Origin of the sequence: Thalassospira sp. UBA1131, from assembly GCF_002311515.1 — a bacterium.
GTDB lineage: Bacteria > Pseudomonadota > Alphaproteobacteria > Rhodospirillales > Thalassospiraceae > Thalassospira.
In genome coordinates, this window is record NZ_DCAO01000056.1 from 10,380 (window position 1) to 32,103 (window position 21,724).

Sequence of the window (21,724 nt, forward strand, 5' to 3'; positions counted from 1 at the left end):
AGGCGGCGTTCGAGAAGGCCAGCACGGTGTTTGCCGACCAGCCGGAGTTGATTGCCCGATTCGACTCGCTGGCACAAGAAATCGGCATCTCGGCGAACTGAGCAGGCATGTATCGGTAATATTGCCGATAAAAATTGTTTTGCAGAAACTCTTTTCCCTGCACTTTTGAACCATTATATCCCATACAGTCGGATAATATCTGCAACTTTACTGAAGTCTTATTGAATTGAACTTCGTGCTGAGGTATGAAATTAAGACTTAAGGATAGATAAGAAATACATCATATATGTGATTCCAAAGAATACCTTTCGATGGTGGGGGCCATCTTTTTCTTTAGGATCAATATATTGACAGGCTCACAAAACAAAAGATCAGGGATGACCATGCGCACCAAAAGCTCATCCCTAAGGATAGCGGATCAGCATGCCGGATCAAAAGAACGGTTCAATAAACAACCTGTTGTTGATTGAAGATAATCCTGGTGATGCGCGCCTGGTGCGCGAAGCACTTCGGGAATTCAAACAACCGGTTGAATTGCATCACGTAAAGGATGCGATGACCGCACTGCAGTTTTTGCAGCAAGATGGTCCGTATCGCAATTCACCGCGCCCACGCCTGATTCTTCTGGATCTGAACATGCCGCGCAAGGATGGCCGCGAAATGTTGCGCGATATCCGCAATGATCCCAATTGCGCATCCATTCCGGTAATTGTTCTGACAACATCCGGTGCCGAGCACGACGTTGATCTGTGCTATGCCGCCGGGGCAAACTGTTATTTGCGCAAACCGGTTGATGTGACAGAATTCATCGAACTGATGAAAATGATCGAATCCTTCTGGCTGGGACTGGCGTTGACCCCCACGCCGTAACCCCCTGCCAGAGAGACTGCCGTGCGTCGCCCGACATCTCTGCTTTTGACATCCCGGCCCATCCCGACGAGCCTGCGGGTTGCGCTGCGTGAATTGCGCAAGCCCGGTATCGGCATTGTCACCCTGTTCGCCACCCTTGTCTTTGCGGTAACCATTCTGGTCCTGACCGTCAGTCTGACCCAGTCGGTTCGCGATGGGTTGCGCCAGTCCGCACAACAGACCATCGGCGGGGATATCTCGCTACGTCTGTTTCACCGGGCACCGACGATTGATGAAATTGCCTTTCTCGAAACGCTTGGCACAATCAGCCTGACGATCGAACAAAGGGTGATGGTCCAGCCATCCGATAATCAACCGGCCGTACTTTCCGAACTGAAGGCAGTTGATGCCCCCTATCCGCTTTTTGGCAATCTGGCACTGTCGCCAGACATTCCCCTTTCGGAAGCCCTTGGCACCCGCGATGGCAGACCCGGTATTGTCGTTGGCCCCGAACTGGTTGAAGAGGGCGGGTACGGGGTTGGCGATACCCTTTATCTGGGGGATCAGCCCTATCAGATCCGCGCGCGCATCGCCGCCGAGCCCGAACGCAAATTCAGGCTGTTCTCGCTTGGTCCCCGCGTGATTGTCGGGTTGGATACGTATCGCAACAGCCCACTTTTGGCACCGGGCAAGCAGGTTTACTGGTATCTGCGGATCAAGCTGCCACCGGATAACACGAGATCGCCAGATCAGATTATTGCCGCCATCGAGGACCAATTTCCGGATAGCGGATGGCGGATTGTCAGTGCGGCGGACGGCGTTCCCGGGCTTGAACGCATCGGGGATTTCGCGTCCGCCTTCGTCAGCCTGATGGGAATTGCGATCTTTGCCATCGCGACAAGTGCCATCCGAAATGCCCTGACAGCCGACCTTGCCGCGCGACGTCCCCGCTTTGCGACCCTGCGCAGTCTGGGCGCCCGGCCACAGGAAGTTGCCGCCAGCATTATCTGGCAAATGGGACTTGTCACTGGGTTGGCTATCCTGATTGCGGTTGTTTTGACTGCAACCGCGGGCGGGGTGTTTGGGCCGTTGTTCGCCGAAATACTTGGCTTTGACGTACGGCCAACTTTCCAGAATGTCCCGTTGATTGCGGGCTTTGTTTTCGGCTTTGTTGCCCTTGTCTCTATCAACCCGATCCGCGATGCCAGTGAAGCTTCGCCGGCCTGCCTGTTTCGCCATCAGGATCAACGTGAAACGCAGGACACCTTAAAAAGCCGTTCGACCAAACTCATGATCATAAAGGCCGTCATTGCATGCAGCTTGCTTGGCATTGCCGCTGCCCTGATTGACCTTGGCTGGTTTTCGCTTGTCTTGTTGGCGGTTCTTGTCGGATGTCAGGTTCTTTTTGTCGGTCTCGGGCGGATAATCCGGGCAATGGCAGGAAGGTTATCAACACGACATCGCCTTTCCCCCACCCTTCGTTTGGCATTGCGCAATATCGCCCGGCCTTCCACGCCAACCGTGACCATCACCGCGTCCTTTGGTCTGGCGATGGCATGTCTGACCGCAGTTATGCTGTTTGGCGGTTTGGCGGGACAGCACTTGAAATCCGTCTTGCCGTCCCAGACCCCGGATGTGGTGTTTTTCGATATCCCGCCAACCGCACAAGACGCCTTTCAGGCAGATGTCCTGCGCGCTGATGGTGTTCAGAGCATCAGCCAGATGCCGTTTCTGCACGGTCGGGTCACGCATCTGAATGGCACGCCATTGACGCAGGCCCAAGTACCACGTCGTTATCACTGGTTCCTGCGTGGCGACCGGGGCATGTCATGGACGGATCGTCCGACAGCAAACATGACCGAAAGCACGCTTACAGATGGCCAGTGGTGGCCGCCAGAGAGCGTTAACGAAGGTCTGGCATCCATTGACGCCGGTGTCGCACAAGCAATCGGTGCAACGGTGGGGGACAGCCTGACGGTCAACATCATGGGAAAGCCCCATAACATCCGCATTGCCAATCTGCGTCAGATTGACTGGACCCGGCTTGACCTTGATTTCCCGATTGTGCTGTCGCCAATGTCGCCGCCCTTTGACCATGGGGTGATCAGTGCTGTGCAGCTTAGTGACACAATGGATGCAACGGCGTCGATGGCCCCGATCCTTGAGACCTATCGCGATATCCCGGTGATTTTCGTCAACGACGTTCTGGCAAAACTGACCCGCTTGTTTGACGGCGTGGTGGCAGGGCTGCTCGCGATCACCACACTTGCGACCCTTGGCGCGGTTCTGGTGATTATTTGCGGGCTGATCGCGCTACGCCAGCGCCAGACAGAGACACTTGCCATGCTGCGCGCCCTTGGTATTCGGCCGCGTCAAATCAGCCAAACCGGGGCGCTTGAAACCGGACTGATGGTTGCGATCAGTGGACTGATCGGCCTGATCGCGGGCAGCGGAAATGCGACTGTTGCCGCACAGGCCATCGGCACCATCGATCTCGCAGAGGTCGCGATAATCGCCGGACCGATGATCGCAACAGCATTTAGTATGATCGTGGTGCTTGGGTTTGGTGGTGGCTGGATTTTGCAGGCGGCAAGTTTGCGCGCACAGACGGGTTGGCGCGGTTAAACCGAAACCCCAAAGCCCCAAAACGACCCAAAGCCACATCGGACAACAAAAAAGGCCGCCCGAGCAGGACGGCCTTTTTTAAATGATTTTCTGAAAGCAGGCTTAGTTGCTCAGGGCCTGGATCTGTGCACGGGCAATGTCGAGCGCGCGCTCGGCATTGGCTTTGTCGTGTGCAGTCTCGGCAGACTTGAGAGCGGCCTGAGCCTCTTCAAGACGGGCCTGTGCTTCGTCAGCTTTCAAATCGGAAACCGGAACCGCTTCTTCTGCCAGAATGGTGCAACGCTCGGGATTAACCTCGGCAACACCGCCAGCAACGAAGATACGTTCGGAAACCTTACCACCTGCATAGATGTCGATGACACCCGGACGAATGGTCGAGATCATCGGCGCATGCTTGGGCAGAACACCAAAATTCCCGTCCGTGCCCGGAACAACGACCATCTCGACCGGCTCGGATTTGAGCAGGGCAGACGGTGAAACAAGTTCCAGTACAGTCGTATCAGTCATGACAATCCTCGCTCCTTAGCCGGAGGGGGACCAAAGCTGCCTTAGGCAGCTTCGGCCATCTTCTTGGCTTTTTCGATGGCTTCTTCGATGGTGCCGACCATGTAGAATGCCTGTTCCGGCATGTGGTCGTATTCACCAGCGCAGATCGCTTTGAAAGCCTTGATGGTGTCTTCGAGCTGAACGAACACGCCCGGAGTACCGGTGAAGACTTCTGCAACGTGGAACGGCTGCGAAAGGAAACGCTGGATCTTACGGGCACGTGCCACAACCAGTTTGTCTTCTTCCGAAAGCTCGTCCATGCCGAGGATGGCGATGATGTCCTGCAGGCCTTTGTAGGTCTGAAGAACACGCTGAACTTCACGAGCGGTCTCGTAGTGTTCCTGACCAATGACGCCCGGATCCAGAGCACGCGAAGTGGAGTCGAGCGGGTCAACTGCCGGGTAGATGCCGAGCTCGGCAATCTGACGGTTCAGCGTGGTGGTTGCATCAAGGTGGGCAAACGAGGTTGCCGGTGCCGGGTCAGTCAAGTCATCGGCCGGGACGTAAATTGCCTGGACCGAGGTAATGGAACCTTTTTTGGTCGAGGTAATACGTTCCTGCAGCGCACCCATGTCGGTTGCCAGCGTCGGCTGATAACCCACAGCAGACGGGATACGACCGAGAAGTGCCGACACTTCCGAACCAGCCTGGGTAAAGCGGAAGATGTTATCAACGAAGAACAGAACGTCCTGGCCTTCTTCATCACGGAAGTATTCCGCAAGGGTCAGACCGGTCAGAGCAACACGTGCACGTGCTCCCGGGGGTTCGTTCATCTGGCCATAGACCAGTGCGGCTTTGGATTCGCCTTCCGGGTTGATAACGCCCGATTCCATCATCTCGTGATAGAGGTCGTTACCTTCACGGGTACGTTCACCAACACCAGCAAAGACCGAGTAACCACCGTGGCCTTTTGCCACGTTGTTGATCAGCTCCATGATAAGGACGGTTTTACCAACGCCCGCACCGCCGAACAGACCAATTTTACCACCCTTGGTGTACGGCGCGATAAGGTCGATAACCTTAATGCCGGTCACAAGGATTTCGGTTTCGGTGGACTGGTCGATGAAGTCAGGTGCTTCACGGTGGATCGGAGAGGTCTTGGCTGCATTAACCGGACCACGTTCGTCAACCGGCTCACCGATAACGTTCAGAATACGACCAAGGGTTTCCGGACCAACCGGAACCGAGATCGCGTCACCGGTGTCGGTGACTTCCTGACCGCGCTGCAGACCTTCGGTGGTGTCCATTGCGATCGTACGGACCGCATTTTCACCAAGGTGCTGTGCAACTTCAAGAACCAGACGCTGACCGTTGTTGTCAACATGCAGCGCATTCAGAATGGGAGGCAGATCGCCGTCGAATTTAACGTCGACGACGGCGCCCATTACCTGGGAAATTTTCCCCGCCTTCTTGTTCGCCATAGTTATTGTCTCCTGCTCGGACAAAGCTATCCGTTAACTTCCTGCGACCCGCTTACAAAGCCTCGGCGCCGGAAATGATTTCAATCAGTTCATTGGTGATCTGAGCCTGACGTGAGCGGTTGTACTGGATGCTCAGTCGGTCGATCATATCGCCGGCATTGCGGGTTGCGTTATCCATCGCGGACATACGCGCACCGTGTTCAGATGCGCTGCTTTCAAGCATTGCACCGAAAATCTGGACGCCAACGTTACGCGGCAGCAAATCAGCCAGAATGGCTTCTTCGGACGGTTCGTATTCGTAAACCGCAGAAGAACCAGTTGCTTCTTCCTGCTCGTCTGCTTCTTCACCCGTGAACGGGATCAGCTGCTGAGCGGTTGCCACCTGCGAAATCGCGGACACGAACTTGTTGTAGAAGATCGTGCAGACGTCGAATTCGCCTTCGTCGTAAAGCGCCAGAACCTTGTCTGCCACCTCGGTTGCCGAAGAGAAATCAATCCCCTTCTTGCCCTCGATGCCAGTATACCGGGCGACAATATTGTCACCAAATTCACGCTTGAGCGCATCTGCACCCTTGCGGCCAACACAGATCAGCTTCACCGTCTTGCCTTCAGCCTGCAGGGCTTTGGCTTTCAGACGGGTTGCTTTGACGATCGATGCGTTAAAACCACCGCAAAGGCCACGGTCCGCGGTGAAGACGACGAGCAGATGCACATCATCCTTACCGGTACCGGCCAGAAGCTTTGGCGCCCCTTCATTGCTGCCGACGGCAGTTGCAAGACGGCCCAGCATCGTCCCCATGCGTTCAGCATAGGGACGGGCTGCTTCCGCTGCATCCTGTGCACGACGGAGCTTGGAGGCTGCCACCATCTTCATCGCCGAGGTAATCTTCCTCGTCGATTTGACGCTGGCAATGCGCGAGCGCAGATCCTTCAAACTAGCCATTGCGTTTCCTCCTTCGCCTAAGTTTCAGTCTTACGCGAAGGTTTTCGCGAACTTGTCGAGGAACGCTTTAAGCTTGGCTTCGCTGTCATCGGACAGAACTTTCTCGGTGCGGATCGCATCGAGGATATCAGCGCCAGCCGAACGAATTTCGGACAGGTACTGTTCTTCGAAGGCGCGAACCTTGTTCACCGGAATGCTGTCGAGATAGCCTTTAACACCAGCGTAGATCACAACAACCTGCTCTTCGACCTTGAGCGGCGAGTACTGCGGCTGCTTGAGCAGCTCGGTCAGACGTGCACCACGGGCCAGAAGTTTCTGGGTTGCCGGATCGAGATCCGATGCGAACTGTGCGAATGCTTCCATCTCACGATACTGAGCGAGTTCCAGCTTGATCGAGCCAGCAACCTGCTTCATCGCTTTGATCTGTGCGGACGAACCGACACGCGAAACCGACAGACCAACGTTCACAGCGGGGCGTACGCCTTTGTAGAACAGGTCGGTTTCAAGGAAGATCTGACCGTCGGTGATCGAGATCACGTTGGTCGGAATAAACGCCGAAACGTCGTTACCCTGGGTTTCAATAACCGGAAGTGCGGTCAGCGAGCCAGCGCCGTTTTCGTCATTCATCTTTGCCGCACGTTCCAGCAGACGGGAGTGCAGATAGAAGACGTCACCCGGGAATGCTTCACGTCCCGGCGGGCGGCGAAGCAGCAGCGACATCTGACGATAAGCAACAGCCTGCTTGGACAGATCATCATAGAAGATGGTTGCGTGCATGCCGTTGTCACGGAAGTACTCACCCATTGCGCAAGCAACGAACGGTGCGATGAACTGCATCGGTGCCGGGTCGGATGCGGTCGCAGCAACAATGATGGTGTTTTCCATCGCGCCGCGCTCTTCAAGGACCTTAACAACCTGTGCAACGGTCGAACGTTTCTGACCAACTGCAACATAGATGGAGAACATCTTGTCGCTGTCGGATTTCGCTGCATCGTTCACCGGCTTCTGGTTCAGAATGGTGTCAACGATGATGGCGGTTTTACCGGTCTGACGGTCACCAATGATCAGCTCACGCTGGCCACGGCCAATCGGGATCAGCGAGTCAATCGACTTGATACCGGTCTGTACCGGCTCGTGAACCGATTTACGCGGGATGATGCCCGGTGCCTTGACGTCAGCAAGGCGACGTTCTTTTGCACCCAGTTCGCCTTTGCCGTCGATCGGGTTACCCAGACCGTCAACAACGCGACCAAGAAGCTCTTTACCAACCGGAACGTCAACGATGGCGCCAGTACGTTTAACCTGGTCACCTTCCTTGATCGAACGGTCAGAACCGAAGATCACGACACCAACGTTGTCTTCTTCGAGGTTAAGGGCCATGCCCTTAATGCCACCCGGGAAGTCAACGAGTTCACCAGCCTGTACGTTGTCCAGACCGTAAACACGGGCAATACCGTCACCGACAGACAGAACCTGACCGACTTCGGCAACTTCGGCTTCAGCACCAAAATTGGCAATCTGATCCTTAAGAATAGCGGAGATTTCCGCGGCGCGGATTTCCATCACGCAACCCCTTTCATAGCGAGCTCGAGCTTCTGCAGTTTAGTACGAAGCGAGGCATCAAAAACCCGGGAACCGACCTTGACGACAAGACCGCCAAGAACAGCCGGATCAACTTTAAGGTCCACTTTTACAGTGGCGCCGACAACTTCTTTGAGAGCGCCGGTAACGGCTTCGATTTGCTCTTTTTTCAGCTCGGAAGCCGAGGTCACCTGTGCGGTAACTTCGCCCTTGTGAGCCGAGAGCATGGAAAGGTAGGAATCAATGACATCCGGCAGGGCAAACAGACGACGCTTCTGAGACAGAAGCCCTACGGTCTTCTTGGTCAACTCGGAAACGCCAAGCTTGTCCAGAAGAGCCGCCATCGCCTTGGCCTGCACGTCCCGGGAAATCACGGGACTGCGGAGTACATTCCGGAGGTCATCGCTGGTTGCGATGGCCTGGTCGAGCAATTCAAGATCGCTTTTGACAGCATCAAGCTGGTTGGCCGAGTTGGCCAAGTCAAATAGTGCTGTGGCGTAGCGCCCTTGGAGCCCGGTCGCGGCAGTATTTTGGGACACCGGTGAAAGCCCTCAATTCTGGTTATGAGAACGACTCGGATACGTATAAAAAAATGATCCCCCGAAAGGGTTTCCTTCCGGGAAGCGAGCGTTTGGTATCACATGTCCTTTGAGTGGGCAACCCCCGCGCAAGCGCAATTGCGCCCTCTTTTCCATTCTTTGGCAAAGTTCGGCCAAAACACCCCGAAATCGCCCATTTTTAAGGCAGGCTTACAACTATTTAATAAGATGCCTCTGGTTGGCGATGAGCTCGCAAGGTTAATAAAATCCTGATTCAGCCGACGAATCCCCGAATTGCACAGAGTTGGTTTTTATCCTGGCTGCGATTATCGGGATAAACCGGTCAAAACTGTAACCAACTTCACACCTGACCGATGGGCTTGCCCAAATTGATCTGCTGTTGGGAGTTCGCTGATACTGGATACCAGCATGGGATTTCACTAGTGTCTTGTTTCTAGTCGCCAACCAACCGCATCGAGATCACCGCCCATGAATTATCAGCTCTTTTACGCGCCGGGGGCCGCCAGCATGGCGGTGCACTGGATGTTGATTGAACTCGATGTGCCCTTTGAGACTTTTCTGGTAGATATTGATCGTGGCGAACAACGTGACCCGCAATATCTGAAGCTCAACCCGTCGGGGCGTGTGCCCACATTGGTCATTGATGGGGTCGCATACGGGGAAACAGTCGCCCTGATGATGCTATTGGCAGAACGCCATCCCGGCAGTGGACTGGTGCCTGACATTGAGAGTCCCCAAAGAGCAGAATGGCTGCAACTTGCCATCTACATCGCCAATACGCTGATGCCGGCGATGCGCGACTGGCTTTATGCGGCCAAGGACGGCAATCCGGAGGGGGCCGATGCCGTCAAGGCACTGGCCGAAAAGCGGATCAGCTCTGTCTGGGATGATTTCGAAGCGCGCCTTTTGAAGAAGGGCGACTATCTTATTGGCAATCATTTCGGGATGGTCGACATGTTGGCCGTCATGCTGATGCGATGGTCGCGCAACATGCCGTGCCCGGCCATCGACAGGCCAACCCTGCGCCAATATGTCGACAGAATCGCTCAGCGTGATTCCTATATCGAGTTGAATGCTCGTGAAGGCCTGTCAGGATGGCCCGCGTAAATGTGACAAACCGCCGGTCAAACAAAACTGGTGGGGATGGTTTCAGACGTGTGATCCCGTGCCATCGCCCTTTGATACCCAGGTTCTTGATCGATTGATCGCCATCTTGGCCTGAACTTCCTGATCAAGATCGAGGTCGAACTGATCAGCCAGCCGATACAGCAAAATCAGAACATCAGCGGCCTCTTTCCCGATCTCGCTGATGTCGCGATCCTGAACCGCTTCGCCAAGTTCCTGCATTTCCAGAAGGGCTCGTTCCACGAGTGATGCCGGATCACTGACCGGGCCAAATGTCTGCTCTGCCCAATCGCACATGCTGCGCTGATTTTCAGATGATTCGTTGTTACTTTCACAAAGCATTATCAAATTAACTCCTTAAATATAATATGACAGCAGATGCACCTGCGCCGTTTTCAGGACAACAGGAACGACAATGAAGACGCCAACGGCACGAAAACAAAGCTTCCTTGAACTGGGAATTTGCCTTTGTGCAGCAGTGTGCCTGATCCTGTTATCGTGGAAAAGCCCTTCGGCCCGCACCCTTGTGATCGAGGGGCTTGAAGAAGCCCCGCTGAAATGGGTTGGCCATGAAGACCCCATGGGCATTGATATCGACATCATGACCGAGGTGCTGCGCACCATGGGAATCCGGGATTATGTGTTCCGGTTTGTCGATAATGGCAGCCGTTTGCTGCATAACGCCCGCAACGGCAACTCGGACATCGTCCTGACGCTTTCGATGAATGACGAGCGCGCCGAATTCCTGCTATATCCCAATGAGGCGCATCTGCTGCTGGATTGGCGATTTGCAATCCGGGCCGAGGACAAAGAAAAAATCCGGTTCGAGGAATTTTCCGATCTCGCACGGGTTCGGATCGGGGCGGCGGCCGACTATTCCTATACCACCGCCTTCTGGAATTCCGGTCTTGATATCCAGACAGTGGCCCGCAGTGACCTTCTGATCCCGATGTTGCTGCAAAACCGCTTTGACGCGGTACCGGTCAATTACCTCAACACCATTTATGACAGTCTGCAGAATCGCTATCGCAACAAGATCGCCTTCCTGTACCCGCCACTGCGTCGTGCGCCCTATTATAATGTGTTCTCAAAGGCGTCCGATTATCCCGACAAGGAAGTGTTCCTAAGCCGGTATGACGAAATCATCCGCGAAATGCGCGAAGACGGCCGGTTGCTTCGTATCTTTGAACGATACCTTGGACCGGACGGGTATGACTGGTGGCAGTCGCAATATTCGCAATAAGCGACACGACAAAAAACAATCCCGACTTACATAAAGCTGTAGGGGTCGATATCGACCTGCACGCGGACACTGCCCGGTGTTTTGACCTTTGAAAGCCAGTCATGGATCAGCGCCTGCATCTTGACAGACTTGTCGGCCCGGATCATGAAGCGCCGACGATAACGCCCGCGCAAAAGTGACAAAGGTGCGGGTGCCGGCCCCAGAACCATCAGGCCATCACCGCGCGGCGCAACCCGGCCAATCCGCCAGGCGGCCTCATCGACCTCGCTCTCCTTTTTGCCACTTATAATAAGGGCGGCCAGCCGACCGTGTGGTGGCATGCCATGGGTCATGCGCTGGGACAGCTCGACCTCGTTAAAGGCATCGCGATCACCGGCGGCAATTGCCTTGATCACGCGGTTGGCCGGATCGGCGGTTTGCAGCATTACCGTTCCCGGGCGATCACCACGGCCTGCACGGCCCGCCACCTGGGTCAGCAATTGATAGCTGCGTTCAGCCGCACGTAAATCGCCGCCGGCCAAACCCAGATCGGCATCAACCACGCCCACGAGCGTCAGCATCGGGAAGTGATAGCCCTTGGCCAATATCTGGGTGCCGATCAAAAGGTCGACTTCGTGATTATGCACGCGATCAATCAGCTGTGCCGCGGCCTTGGGCCCCATGATGTTATCGGATGTCGCGACCTCGACCCGGATATCGGGGAAAGTTTCCACGGCCTCTTCATAAAGGCGTTCCACCCCCGGACCACAAGGGGCCAGCTTGCCCTCCGCCCCGCAGGACGGGCAGGCATCCGGGGCCTTGGCCTGATAGCCGCAATGATGGCATTGCAATTTGCCCCATGCCCTGTGCTCAACCAGCCAGGCTGTGCAGTTCGGGCACTGGAACCGATGGCCACAGGCCCGACACAGCGTAAGCGGCGCATAGCCCCGGCGGTTCAGGAACAGCATCGCCTGTTCGCCATTGGCAAAGGTTTCTGCCAGCCGTTTTTTAAGCGTCGGCGTGATCCAGCGATTGCGTTGGGGCTTGTCTTGGCGGATATCGATGATCTCGACAGATGGCAACACCGCGACACCATGACGACTGCCAAGTTGAACATGCTGATAGCGCCCGGCTTCAACATTGGCCAGGGTTTCAAGCGACGGGGTCGCAGACGCCAGAACGATGGGGATATTGCCCAGATGCGCCCGTGTCACCGCCATGTCGCGGGCATGATATATCACGCCATCTTCCTGCTTGAACGCGTGTTCGTGTTCCTCGTCGACCACAATCAGGCCAAGATCATGATAGGGCAGGAAAAGGGCTGATCGTGCCCCGACGACAAGCTTGGCTGATCCATCGGCCACCGCCCGCCAGGTATCACGACGCCTGGCCTGCCCGACTTCGGAATGCCAAAGTGCGGGCTCGACGCCGAACCGGTCGCGGAAACGTTGCAGCCACTGGGCCGAAAGTGCGATTTCCGGCAACAGGACAACAACCTGCTTGCCCTGTGCCAGTGCGGCACGGACCGGCTCAAAATAAACTTCGGTCTTGCCCGACCCGGTCACACCATCCAGAAGCGTGCAGGAAAATCCACCATCATCAAGGCGCGCGCACAGCGCATCTGCGGCCTCGTTCTGTTCGGCTGACAAATCCGGGCGTGGTATATCAAGATCAGGTGCCTCAAACGGCGATGGCGGGGTGACCATCAGGCGCTGCACAGCGCCAGCTTCGACCAGCCCCTTGATCACACTCGCCCCGGCACCGGTTTCGCGCAGGATATCGCCCTGCTCCATCGGCGGATGATCACCCAGAAATGCCAGAACGCGTTTGCGCGGCGGCGTCATGCGCAAGCTTGCCGCGTCAAATTCCGGATTAACGGTAAATCGAAAGATCGGTTTGGGGGCCTCAAGCGCATCTGGCACGCTCATGGCCATGCGCAAAACCGCCCCTTGCGGCGCCATGGTATAGGCCGATACCCAATCAATGAATTTGCGGGTGACATCTGCCATCGGCGGAGTTGGCAGAACACCGAAAATTTCACGCAGCTTGGCGGGATCAACATCGCCCTTGGCATCGCCCCAGACGACACCGCGCTGGGTTTGACGGCCGAGGGGAATTTCAACGAAATCACCGGGTGCAACAGAAACGCCTTCGGGTACCAGATAGTCATAAGGACCTGCCAAAGGCAGCGGCGGCAGGACGCTCACGGTCTGGGCGGTTACCTCAAAGGCCGGATCATTCGCAAACAAATTTCCAGAGGTGGCCTTTGCGGCACGCATATATTATAAACCCCGTGAGGTTGCCCATCAGACCGATCCGTTTCAGGAACGCCAGACAATGGGCACAGAAACAAACGGTCCCACAGCAAGGATCTGGTTCCGTCATCAGATGATCCAGAACCTAGCAGCTAACCGCATCATTGAACAACAGGTCCTAAACAGGAATTCCAATGAAGTTTTTCATCGATACCGCTGACATCGACGCAATCCGCGAACTGGCCATGTCCGGCCTCGTGGACGGTGTCACCACCAACCCCTCGCTGGTAGCAAAGTCTGGCCGACCGTTTCTCGAACTGATCAAGGAAATTTGTGAAGTTGTTGACGGTCCGGTCAGCGCAGAAGTTGCTGCGACCGACTACGAAACCATGGTTGCCGAAGGCCGCAAGCTTGCCAAAATCGCCGACAATGTCGTCGTTAAGCTGCCGCTGACTGCTGATGGTCTCAAGGCTTGCCGTACCTTCACCGATGAAGGCATTCAGACCAACGTCACCCTTTGCTTCTCGGTTGGTCAGGCCATTCTGGCTGCCAAAGCAGGCGCGACCTATGTTTCGCCGTTCGTTGGCCGTCTGGATGACATTTCCTCGGATGGTATGCAGCTGATTGCTGACATCGTTGATGTTTATGGCAACTACCCGAACTGGACCACCGAAGTGCTTGTTGCTTCGGCACGTGGCCCGCAGCATGTTGTCGACTCGGCCCGTCTCGGTGCTGACGTTGTCACCATCCCGCCGCAGGTTCTGGGCCAGCTGACCAAACACCCGCTGACCGACAAGGGCCTTGAAGCCTTCCTCGCCGATTGGGAAAAAACCGGCCAGTCGATCCTCTGATTTTGGATCACTGATCGCAACAAACATATAAAAACCCGCATCGCGCGCGGTTTTTAACATGCATTTAACCCGGCAGCCCGCATTGTGGCAGCCGGGTTTTTTGTTTCTCACTTTTCAAGCCGGAACCGATGGAAAAGACAGCTTTGCGCGCCGACGATGTGGCGGACTACCTTGCCGAACATCCTGAATTCTTCACTACGCGCCCGGACTTGCTTGAAAGTCTTGATTTGCCGATGCGCGAACTGGGAAATGGCGTTGCCGACATGCAGCAATATGTCGTTGCGCGCCTGCGCGATGAACGTGAAAAGCTGCGTGGTGCGACCAGCGAACTGATCAATATTTCCAAATCCAACCTCGAAACCCAAAGCCGCATTCACCGTGCGGTTCTGGCATTACTCAACGCGCGCGGGTTTGAAACCTTTGTCGAAGCGCTTCAGGACCTTGTGCCCGAACTTCTTGATCTTGATGCAATTGCGCTGTGCTTTGAAGAATGCAAAGAGGCCCCGGTGCCAAGTTGTGATGGCCGGGTGCGTCGACTTGTTGTCGGTGCCGTTGATCAGGTTCTGGGGGACGAGCACGATGTCTGGCTGTTGCCAGATGATGCAGGTGACGAGGCGATCTTTGGCCCGAAGGCATCCGAAATCCGGTCTGCCGCGATTGTGCGCCTGGCACCATTTTATGGTGATCCGGTCGGGCTTGTTGCCTTTGGCGTCAAGGAACCGGATTATTTCAGCCCGGCACAGGCCAATGACCTGATCATGTTCCTGGCATCCGTTATCGAGTTTGGTGTGCGTCGATGGCTGACCCAAACGGTCTGACCGCCATCACCCTGCCACAGGATGTGCGCGACGCCATTGCCGACTGGCGTGGCTGGCTTGCCAATGAGCGTCGCGCATCCAACCACACGACCGACAACTATCTGGCTGATCTTTATGCCTTTCTGGGCTTCATCAAGGATCATCTGGGTGACACACCGACGCTTAAGGATCTTTTGCGCCTGAATCCGCGCGATTTTCGAAGCTGGCTGGCGCGCCGCAGCATGGATGGCATGGCCAAGACGTCGACCGCACGTGCGCTATCTTCTCTTCGCAATTTTTACCGATTTCTTGAACGATCCGGGCGCGGTCAAAATGCTGCGGTACAGTCGATCCGCAATCCCCGACTGCCGCAATCAACGCCCAAACCGCTGGCACCAGATGATGCCATGGCGGTGCTTGAAAATGCCGATGCCTGGCAGGATGAGCCGTGGCTTGGCAAACGTAACCTCGCCCTTTTCACCCTGCTGTATGGTTGTGGATTGCGTATTTCAGAGGCGCTTGATCTGAATGCCAATCAACGCCCGACCGGGGATTCGATGGTGATCACCGGTAAAGGCAACAAGCAGCGCCTTGTCCCGGTTTTGCCCATCGTACGCGACACCATCGAGGATTATGTCCGCACCTGCCCCTTTGCGCCCAATGGCGATGATCCATTGTTTCTGGGCGCACGCGGCAATCGGCTTGTGGCGCAAGTCGCCCAGCGTGAAATGCGCAAGGTCCGCGAACTTTTGAACCTGCCCGATACCGCCACCCCGCATGCGCTCCGCCATTCGTTTGCGACGCATCTTTTGGCCGGGGGTGGTGATTTGCGCACCATTCAGGATTTGCTCGGCCACGCATCGCTTTCAACGACCCAGCGCTATACCGCGGTTGATACCGAACAATTGATGGCGGTCTATAACGGCACTCATCCGCGCGCCCGGCGCTAGGCCCCACCGCTAGAACACGCGTCGGAACCGTTTTGCGCGCTCAGGCGTTGGATGCCCAGACACAGCTCCGCGAAAGAGATCCAGTGATGAAGCTATTTCGATCCCGCCGCTTTGACGCCAGCCCGCGCCATCGCCAGATTTACAGCGCCTATGAAATTGCCTATTCGGTCATCGACCTTCTGGCGGCCGTCCTGTTTATCGTTGGCAGTGTGCTGTTTCTTGATGACGCAACAGTCAAAGCCGGGACGTGGCTGTTTATCATCGGATCGGTGTTCTTTGCCGGTCGGCCTGCCGTGCGGCTTGCCCGTGAATTGCATCTGGCCGGACTGGGTGACGAGGGGCAACACAACACGACTGAACCGGGTTCTGCCAGCAACCGCGCCGGGTCTTGAAAATCTTTTCGCAAAATTTCGGTTCCTAGCGATCACCTTTCGCCATTAGACTGCGGGCAAACACCTGATATGCCCGGAGGAAAACCATGATATTGCGTTCGAGTGGTCCGTCGCCGTTTGGCCGGAAAGTCAAAATCGTTGCCAAGATGCTTGGCATTTATGACCAGCTGACGGTTGAAGATTCCAACACCAACGACCCGGCAGATACCCTGCGCCAGCAAAACCCGCTGGGTAAAATTCCGATCCTGATCCTTGAGGATGGTCGCAAGATTTTCGATAGCCGCGTGATCTGCGAATATCTTGATGCGCAGGTCGATGGCACCAGCCTGCATCCCACCGAAAGCGACGCACGATGGGAAGCCCTTACCCTTCAGGCGCTGGGCGACGGCATTGTCGATGCATCCATCCTGCAGGTCTATGAAAGCCGGATGCGCCCGGAAGAAAAACGCCATGGCGATTGGCTGTCCTATCAGGCGGACAAGGTCAAACGATCCCTTGATCATCTGAGTGCCAATGCCCCGTCACTTGAGGGTGACCTGACGATTGGCCATGTCGCGATTGCCTGTGCGCTAGGCTATCTTGATCTGCGTTTTGAGGGCAAATGGCGTGAAAGCTATCCGACGCTGGTCACATGGCTTGAAACCTTTGACGCGCGCGTCCCGGCCTTTGAGGCCACCAAGTTCGTCGCCTGAGACTGATGCCCTTTGGCGCAATGCTGATTGTGCCAAAGGGCAAAGATTTTAAATCAAGTGCTTAGCCACTAAAAAAACAACCCGGAGCCTTTTGCACAATGTCCCGTCTGAACAGCGTTATCCGCCGCCTTCAAGCCCAACGCGATTGCCTGAATGCGGCAGCAGAAATGATCAAGGATCAGGACGGCATCGTGCTTGAAGTCGGGCTTGGCAACGGGCGTACGTTTGATCACCTGCGCGAAATTATGCCGGACCGCGAGATTTTCGTCTTTGACCGGCAGATCGCTGCCCACCCGAAATGTATCCCCGATGATGACCATTTGTTCCTTGGCGATATCTTTGAAACCCTGCCCAAGGCGGTTGAACGTTTCAAAGGCAAGGTCGCACTGGTCCATTCCGATGTCGGCACCGGGGACGAGGCACTTAATGCCAAGATCGCGTCCTTTATCGGATCAAACCTGCCGCCAGCCTTGATCAAAGGTGCAATTGTGGCATCGGACCAGAAAATCGATGTGCCGGGCACGATTGCCGAACCACTGCCCGAAGGCGTTCCAAAAGATCGCTATTTCTTCCGTCGTTATCAGGGCTAATATCGCGCCCAGTTTTGGAATTGGTTCTGCACCCGCAGGGCCCCAATCAGCATCTTAGGAAATCGTGCCGTGGCCACCGCAAACGCCCCTTCGCCCAGTGGAAGTCAATTGTCCGAAGCACAGGACTTTCTGGCCAAATATCCTGATGTCGAGGCCATCGACATCATCCTGACCGACTTTCACGGCATTGGCCGGGGCAAGACGATCCGCCGTCACGAACTTGAGGGTATCTATAAATCCGGACGCGGCTTGCCAAGCTCCTTGTTCGGGCAGGATGTCAGTGGCGAGGATGTTGATGATTGCGGCCTTGTCCAGACTGGCGGCGGTGGTGATTGCCGGTGCTGGCCGGTGCCGGGCACGCTTGGCTATCTGCCCCATACAGGCCGCGGGCAGCTTTTGATTGCCATGTATGAAGAAGACGGCGCGCCGCATGACGTTGATCCGCGCAATGTTTTCGGCGCGCAGGTCAAACGGGCGGAAAATCTTGGCTTCTATCCGATGGGCGCGTTCGAACTTGAATTCTATCTGGTCGATCAGACCCCGGATGCCCAGGGCCTGTATCACCCGGCATCCTATGCCATCACCAAACGGCGCAGCAAATTGCGCAACACCATGTCGGTCGATGAAATTGACGAGATGTCACCGCTTTTTGATGCGGTCTATGAAGGCGCAAAGCATCTTGACCTGACACTGGAAACCCTGATTTCGGAATATGGTCCGGGCCAGTATGAAATGACCATCCGCTATCGCGATCTGATGCGTGCAGCCGATGACGTCATTATCGCCAAACGTCTGATCCGCACCGTGGCACGGCGTTTTGGCAAGGAAGCCGTCTTTATGCCCAAGCCGTTCGGCAACGAAGCCGGATCGGGCATGCATTTGCACCTGTCGCTTGCTGGCCAAGATGGCAATAACCTGTTTGCCGATCAGGCGGATGGATCGCTAAGCCCGTTGATGCTCAATGCAATTGGCGGTATTCGCGGAACGATTGGCGAAACCATGTTGTTGCTCGCCCCATTCATGAATTCCTGGCGCCGCTTTGCATCGGCGATGTATTCGCCGGCCTCTGATGACTGGGGTGTTGAAAACCGCACCGTGGCACTGCGCGTGCCCGGTACACCGGGCAAAACGCGCCATTTCGAACACCGTATTGCCGGTGTTGATGCCAACCCGTATCTGGTCGCGGCTGTGACCCTTGGGGCCGCCCTTGACGGGATCGAGGGCAAAATTGATCCGGGCAAACCGTGCGAAGATGAAATCGGCGAAGCAAAGGCACCAAACAATCTGCCGCGTCATTGGCTTGAGGCGATTGATGAGTTTGCCGCATCCGATTTCAACAAACGCACACTCGGGGGCCGGTTCCACATAGCGTTTACCAAAATCAAACAGGCCGAATACGAACAGATGGCGCTGAAGGTGTCAGCGGCAGAGTGGGAGTATTACGGGTTTTCCGTCTGATCCCTTATCTGCGGGGGCGGTGCGACAGCGATTAGTAACTGAGGTCCAAACCAAGGAAGTTACTAAGTGCCAGGGTGATGCCCCCCACGACCAGAAGTGCAAGCACGAAGACGCCGGTAATCTTGGCGCTGGCGCGCAGGACCGCTTGTCTTCCGTACTTTTGACCTTGGTCATAATGCCACTTGATGGCAAAGAACATCGCGGTCAGCAGTGCGACAACCTTGAACGTGCCAAAGGCGATCGGAACCCAATCCATAACAAAGACTTTCATTTGCAGCAGTTATGGATGTTATGGGCGCATCTGGGGCCAAGGCAAACTTCCCATTCTGCAACCCTGTCATGAAACAGCGGTTGGCATTCGGAAGATCGGCTACTGAACGGGAATATATGGGATTTTCAGATGAAAGTGCCGTCTGGTCAGATTGCTCTGACCAGGACTATCGGCAGCGTGCAGCGCTAGGAAGCGCGCTTTGCACGGTTGTTTGATTTGCGCGCCGAGAAGGCCACTTGCGGGCGGGCATCCATGGTTTTCTGATCGCGCAGATATGCGACTTCAAGATCGCGGGGCTCGACACTGAGGACCCGTGAAGTGTCCGGGCGGTCAGAATTCGTATTGAGGTGAATCTGCGTCGAAACCCACTGCCATGTCGGGTATGTCAGCTTTTCATCCTGGGTTTCTTCGGTAATCACCTTGTAGGATCCGGCCGGAAGGACTTCTGCAAGGCCACGCATGCTGAACGGACGTGTGAAATTCAGAATTCTCGAAGTGGTACGATTGGTCAAAAAAGGCTCCTTGCGCCGGAATGCGCGTTGGACAGGCCAAACGATCAGGACCATTCCCGCCGTCGGACACTGACTCGGATTACAGACAGATCAAAGTTTTCGGATTAACAACGGGCAAAAGTGCCCAAGCCAATAAAATATTGGAAATTTGAGAATCAAAAAATATTTGCAGCATCAAGCATATGAATATTTTTGGTTAATTTACAACGTAATTATTTTTTATTTATACGTTCAAACAAAATGGTAGAATTTAATTCGGCGATCAAAGACATCCGATTTATTTATTAATTCAGATAATTCCGTTCCATTTTCTCGATCTGCAGCCATCAGCCCCAATCAATATCGGACGTATGCTGCCTATTCCTTGCCATCCCGTCGCAATGGCGATATTCAGGTTTCAAACTGTCATTAACTTGCAATGCCGGGCCCCGCGACTTATCTCCGGCTTGCAAACAGGCGAGATGAGACGACGCCATGAATGAAATGATCACCATTGCCGAGGCTTCTGCTGACGCAATGTCGGAAATGCAGATTGATCCCACCCTTGATCTGGAAGCTGAGATTCAGCGCCTGAAAAAGGAAAAGAACGCGATCATTCTGGCCCATTACTATCAGGATGGGGAAATTCAGGACCTTGCCGACTTTGTTGGCGATAGTCTGGACCTGTCGCGCAAGGCGGCCGAAACCGATGCAGATGTCATCGTGTTCTGTGGCGTGCGCTTCATGGCTGAGGTTGCCAAAATCCTCAGCCCGAACAAGACTGTTTTGCTGCCGGATTCAAAGGCCGGTTGCTCGCTCGAAGATTCGTGTCAGCCCGAACCGTTCCGCAAATTCCGCGAACAGCACCCGGATCATGTGTCGATCACCTATATCAACTGCTCGGCCGAGGTGAAGGCAGCGTCCGATATTATCGTGACCTCGTCGAATGCGGCCGAGATCATTGATCAGATCCCGCTCGACAAGCCGATCCTTTGGGCACCTGACCGCCATCTTGGTTCCTATCTTGCCAAGAAAACCGGTCGCGACATGACGCTTTGGAACGGCTCGTGCATCGTGCATGAACAGTTTTCCGAACGTGAACTGATCCGCCTGAAAACCCAGAACCCGGATGCCAAGATCGCAGCCCACCCGGAATGCCATGAGGGTATTCTGAAACATGCAGATCACATCGGCTCGACCCGTGCGATTCTGGAATATGTGATTAACGGCCCGGATCAGAAATACCTGATCGCGACCGAACCGCACATCATCCACCAGATGGAAAAAGCAGCCCCGCACAAGGAATTCATTCCGGTGCCGGGTGCCGACGGGTCGTGTGCGTGCAACAACTGCCCGTTCATGGAACTCAATACGCTTGAAAAGCTGTATCTGTGCCTGGTCAATAACGGCCCACAGATCGTCATGCCCGAAGACCTGCGCGTCGCAGCGGTCAAGCCGCTTGAACGCATGCTGGAAATGTCAAAGAACATTCCGGTCAAAAAGGACGACGCGGCGTAAGCCAGCCAACCTCACAGCCCCGCAAATTTTGCGGGGCTGTTTGCCATTCCCCATCAGAATTCAAAGCAGCCCGCCATCATGACCGTCCTGACAAAAGCCGAAATCGCGGAATTCATTGATCGTTCCTTTGCCGAGGATATCGGCACCGGCGACATCACATCGGACAATGTCATCCCCGCCGATGCGCGCCTGCGCGTCGCGCTTGAAACGCGCGAGGATATCGTTGTGGCCGGGCTTGATATTGCCCTTGAATGTTTTCGCAAGCTGGTCCCGGATGCGAAGATCGAAAAGCGCTGCGAAGATGGTGATGCGATTGCGGCCAAAGACGTTCTGGCCGTGGTCGAAGGCAATGCGCGCGGCATCCTGACGGCTGAACGTACAGCCCTTAATACGCTTCAACACCTGTCGGGCATTGCCACCACCACGCGCAGCTATGTCGCAGCGATGGGCGAAACAACTACCAAACTGCTTGATACCCGCAAGACCCTGCCGGGTTGGCGCAAACTGGAAAAATACGCAACCCGCATGGGTGGCGCGCAAAACCACCGCATGGGTCTTTATGACGGGGTGATGATCAAGGACAACCA

22 protein-coding genes are annotated in these 21,724 nt (G+C 55.3%); 13 read left to right on the forward strand and 9 right to left on the reverse strand.

The genetic code is table 11. The features are described from left to right. Positions 1–423 precede the first annotated feature (423 nt). Positions 424–870 (forward strand): response regulator, encoded by a 447-nt coding sequence (locus tag B3Z49_RS08565; protein ID WP_008889767.1) that lies wholly within the window; start codon positions 424–426, stop codon positions 868–870. Positions 871–891: 21 nt separating this feature from the next. Then, positions 892–3,474, forward strand: a complete 2,583-nt coding sequence (locus tag B3Z49_RS08570) for an ABC transporter permease (RefSeq protein ID WP_296989957.1) — start codon at positions 892–894, stop codon at positions 3,472–3,474. Positions 3,475–3,576: 102 nt separating this feature from the next. Here the strand turns inward: B3Z49_RS08570 and atpC are convergent, their stop codons facing one another. Genes atpC through B3Z49_RS08595 form a run of 5 tightly spaced genes read right to left on the reverse strand, consistent with a single transcriptional unit; the run spans position 3,577 to position 8,504 of the window. Next, positions 3,577–3,981 carry an ATP synthase F1 subunit epsilon gene (gene atpC / locus B3Z49_RS08575; protein WP_008889765.1) on the reverse strand — a complete coding sequence of 135 codons (405 nt, stop codon included), beginning with the start codon at positions 3,979–3,981 and terminating at the stop codon, positions 3,577–3,579. 41 nt (positions 3,982–4,022) lie between these two features. Then, a complete protein-coding gene (gene atpD / locus B3Z49_RS08580) occupies positions 4,023–5,441 on the reverse strand; it encodes a F0F1 ATP synthase subunit beta (RefSeq protein WP_008889764.1) in 1,419 nt (472 codons plus the stop codon). Positions 5,442–5,493: 52 nt separating this feature from the next. Next, the gene (locus B3Z49_RS08585) at positions 5,494–6,384 is read right to left on the reverse strand and encodes a F0F1 ATP synthase subunit gamma (protein ID WP_008889763.1); all 891 of its coding nucleotides are present in this window, start codon (positions 6,382–6,384) and stop codon (positions 5,494–5,496) included. Between the two features lie 30 nt (positions 6,385–6,414). Further along, positions 6,415–7,947 carry a F0F1 ATP synthase subunit alpha gene (gene atpA, locus B3Z49_RS08590; protein ID WP_008889762.1) on the reverse strand — a complete coding sequence of 511 codons (1,533 nt, stop codon included), beginning with the start codon at positions 7,945–7,947 and terminating at the stop codon, positions 6,415–6,417. Next, positions 7,947–8,504 (reverse strand): F0F1 ATP synthase subunit delta, encoded by a 558-nt coding sequence (locus B3Z49_RS08595; RefSeq protein ID WP_040823053.1) that lies wholly within the window; start codon positions 8,502–8,504, stop codon positions 7,947–7,949. The genes atpA and B3Z49_RS08595 overlap by 1 nt, the downstream gene beginning before the upstream one ends. 489 nt (positions 8,505–8,993) lie before the next feature. Between B3Z49_RS08595 and B3Z49_RS08600 the strand changes: the two genes are divergently transcribed. Then, complete coding sequence (locus tag B3Z49_RS08600) at positions 8,994–9,632, forward strand: glutathione S-transferase family protein (RefSeq protein ID WP_296989965.1); 639 nt, start codon at positions 8,994–8,996, stop codon at positions 9,630–9,632. Positions 9,633–9,674: 42 nt separating this feature from the next. Here the strand turns inward: B3Z49_RS08600 and B3Z49_RS08605 are convergent, their stop codons facing one another. Beyond that, a complete protein-coding gene (locus B3Z49_RS08605) occupies positions 9,675–9,992 on the reverse strand; it encodes a MazG-like family protein (protein WP_296989968.1) in 318 nt (105 codons plus the stop codon). Between the two features lie 73 nt (positions 9,993–10,065). On the opposite strand from B3Z49_RS08605, the gene B3Z49_RS08610 reads away from it, so the two are divergent. Continuing rightward, positions 10,066–10,893, forward strand: coding sequence for a substrate-binding periplasmic protein (locus B3Z49_RS08610; protein WP_296989969.1), 828 nt, complete (start codon positions 10,066–10,068; stop codon positions 10,891–10,893). Between the two features lie 26 nt (positions 10,894–10,919). Here the strand turns inward: B3Z49_RS08610 and B3Z49_RS08615 are convergent, their stop codons facing one another. Next, on the reverse strand, positions 10,920–13,151 hold the full coding sequence (locus tag B3Z49_RS08615; RefSeq protein ID WP_296989971.1) for a primosomal protein N': 2,232 nt from the start codon (positions 13,149–13,151) through the stop codon (positions 10,920–10,922). Positions 13,152–13,321: 170 nt separating this feature from the next. Here B3Z49_RS08615 and fsa point away from each other — a divergent pair, with 170 nt between their 5' ends. From fsa to B3Z49_RS08650, 7 genes are all read left to right on the forward strand, one after another. Further along, complete coding sequence (gene fsa / locus B3Z49_RS08620; protein WP_008889757.1) at positions 13,322–13,978, forward strand: fructose-6-phosphate aldolase; 657 nt, start codon at positions 13,322–13,324, stop codon at positions 13,976–13,978. A 128-nt stretch (positions 13,979–14,106) separates the two neighbouring features. Beyond that, positions 14,107–14,796: a DUF484 family protein gene (locus B3Z49_RS08625; protein ID WP_008889756.1), complete on the forward strand. Its 690-nt coding sequence runs from the start codon at positions 14,107–14,109 to the stop codon at positions 14,794–14,796. Continuing rightward, complete coding sequence (locus B3Z49_RS08630; RefSeq protein ID WP_296990003.1) at positions 14,775–15,725, forward strand: tyrosine recombinase XerC; 951 nt, start codon at positions 14,775–14,777, stop codon at positions 15,723–15,725. Before B3Z49_RS08625 ends, B3Z49_RS08630 begins: the two co-directional genes overlap by 22 nt. A gap of 86 nt (positions 15,726–15,811) precedes the next feature. Then, positions 15,812–16,117 (forward strand): YrhK family protein, encoded by a 306-nt coding sequence (locus B3Z49_RS08635; protein ID WP_287444200.1) that lies wholly within the window; start codon positions 15,812–15,814, stop codon positions 16,115–16,117. 86 nt (positions 16,118–16,203) lie between these two features. Further along, the gene (locus B3Z49_RS08640) at positions 16,204–16,809 is read left to right on the forward strand and encodes a glutathione S-transferase family protein (RefSeq protein ID WP_296990006.1); all 606 of its coding nucleotides are present in this window, start codon (positions 16,204–16,206) and stop codon (positions 16,807–16,809) included. A gap of 98 nt (positions 16,810–16,907) precedes the next feature. Then, on the forward strand, positions 16,908–17,399 hold the full coding sequence (locus tag B3Z49_RS08645) for a class I SAM-dependent methyltransferase (RefSeq protein ID WP_296990009.1): 492 nt from the start codon (positions 16,908–16,910) through the stop codon (positions 17,397–17,399). Positions 17,400–17,468: 69 nt separating this feature from the next. Beyond that, positions 17,469–18,857 carry a glutamine synthetase family protein gene (locus tag B3Z49_RS08650; protein ID WP_296990011.1) on the forward strand — a complete coding sequence of 463 codons (1,389 nt, stop codon included), beginning with the start codon at positions 17,469–17,471 and terminating at the stop codon, positions 18,855–18,857. Positions 18,858–18,888: 31 nt separating this feature from the next. On the opposite strand, the gene B3Z49_RS08655 is transcribed toward B3Z49_RS08650, so the two are convergent. Beyond that, positions 18,889–19,113, reverse strand: coding sequence for a hypothetical protein (locus B3Z49_RS08655; protein ID WP_008889750.1), 225 nt, complete (start codon positions 19,111–19,113; stop codon positions 18,889–18,891). 200 nt (positions 19,114–19,313) lie between these two features. Next, on the reverse strand, positions 19,314–19,640 hold the full coding sequence (locus B3Z49_RS08660; RefSeq protein WP_008889749.1) for a hypothetical protein: 327 nt from the start codon (positions 19,638–19,640) through the stop codon (positions 19,314–19,316). Positions 19,641–20,114: 474 nt separating this feature from the next. Here B3Z49_RS08660 and nadA point away from each other — a divergent pair, with 474 nt between their 5' ends. Together nadA and B3Z49_RS08670 are read left to right on the forward strand one after the other, a co-directional pair. Then, positions 20,115–21,137: a quinolinate synthase NadA gene (gene nadA, locus B3Z49_RS08665; RefSeq protein ID WP_064781225.1), complete on the forward strand. Its 1,023-nt coding sequence runs from the start codon at positions 20,115–20,117 to the stop codon at positions 21,135–21,137. Positions 21,138–21,215: 78 nt separating this feature from the next. Next, the coding region (locus B3Z49_RS08670) for a nicotinate-nucleotide diphosphorylase (protein WP_414716249.1) at positions 21,216–21,724 on the forward strand (509 nt) is incomplete at its 3' end.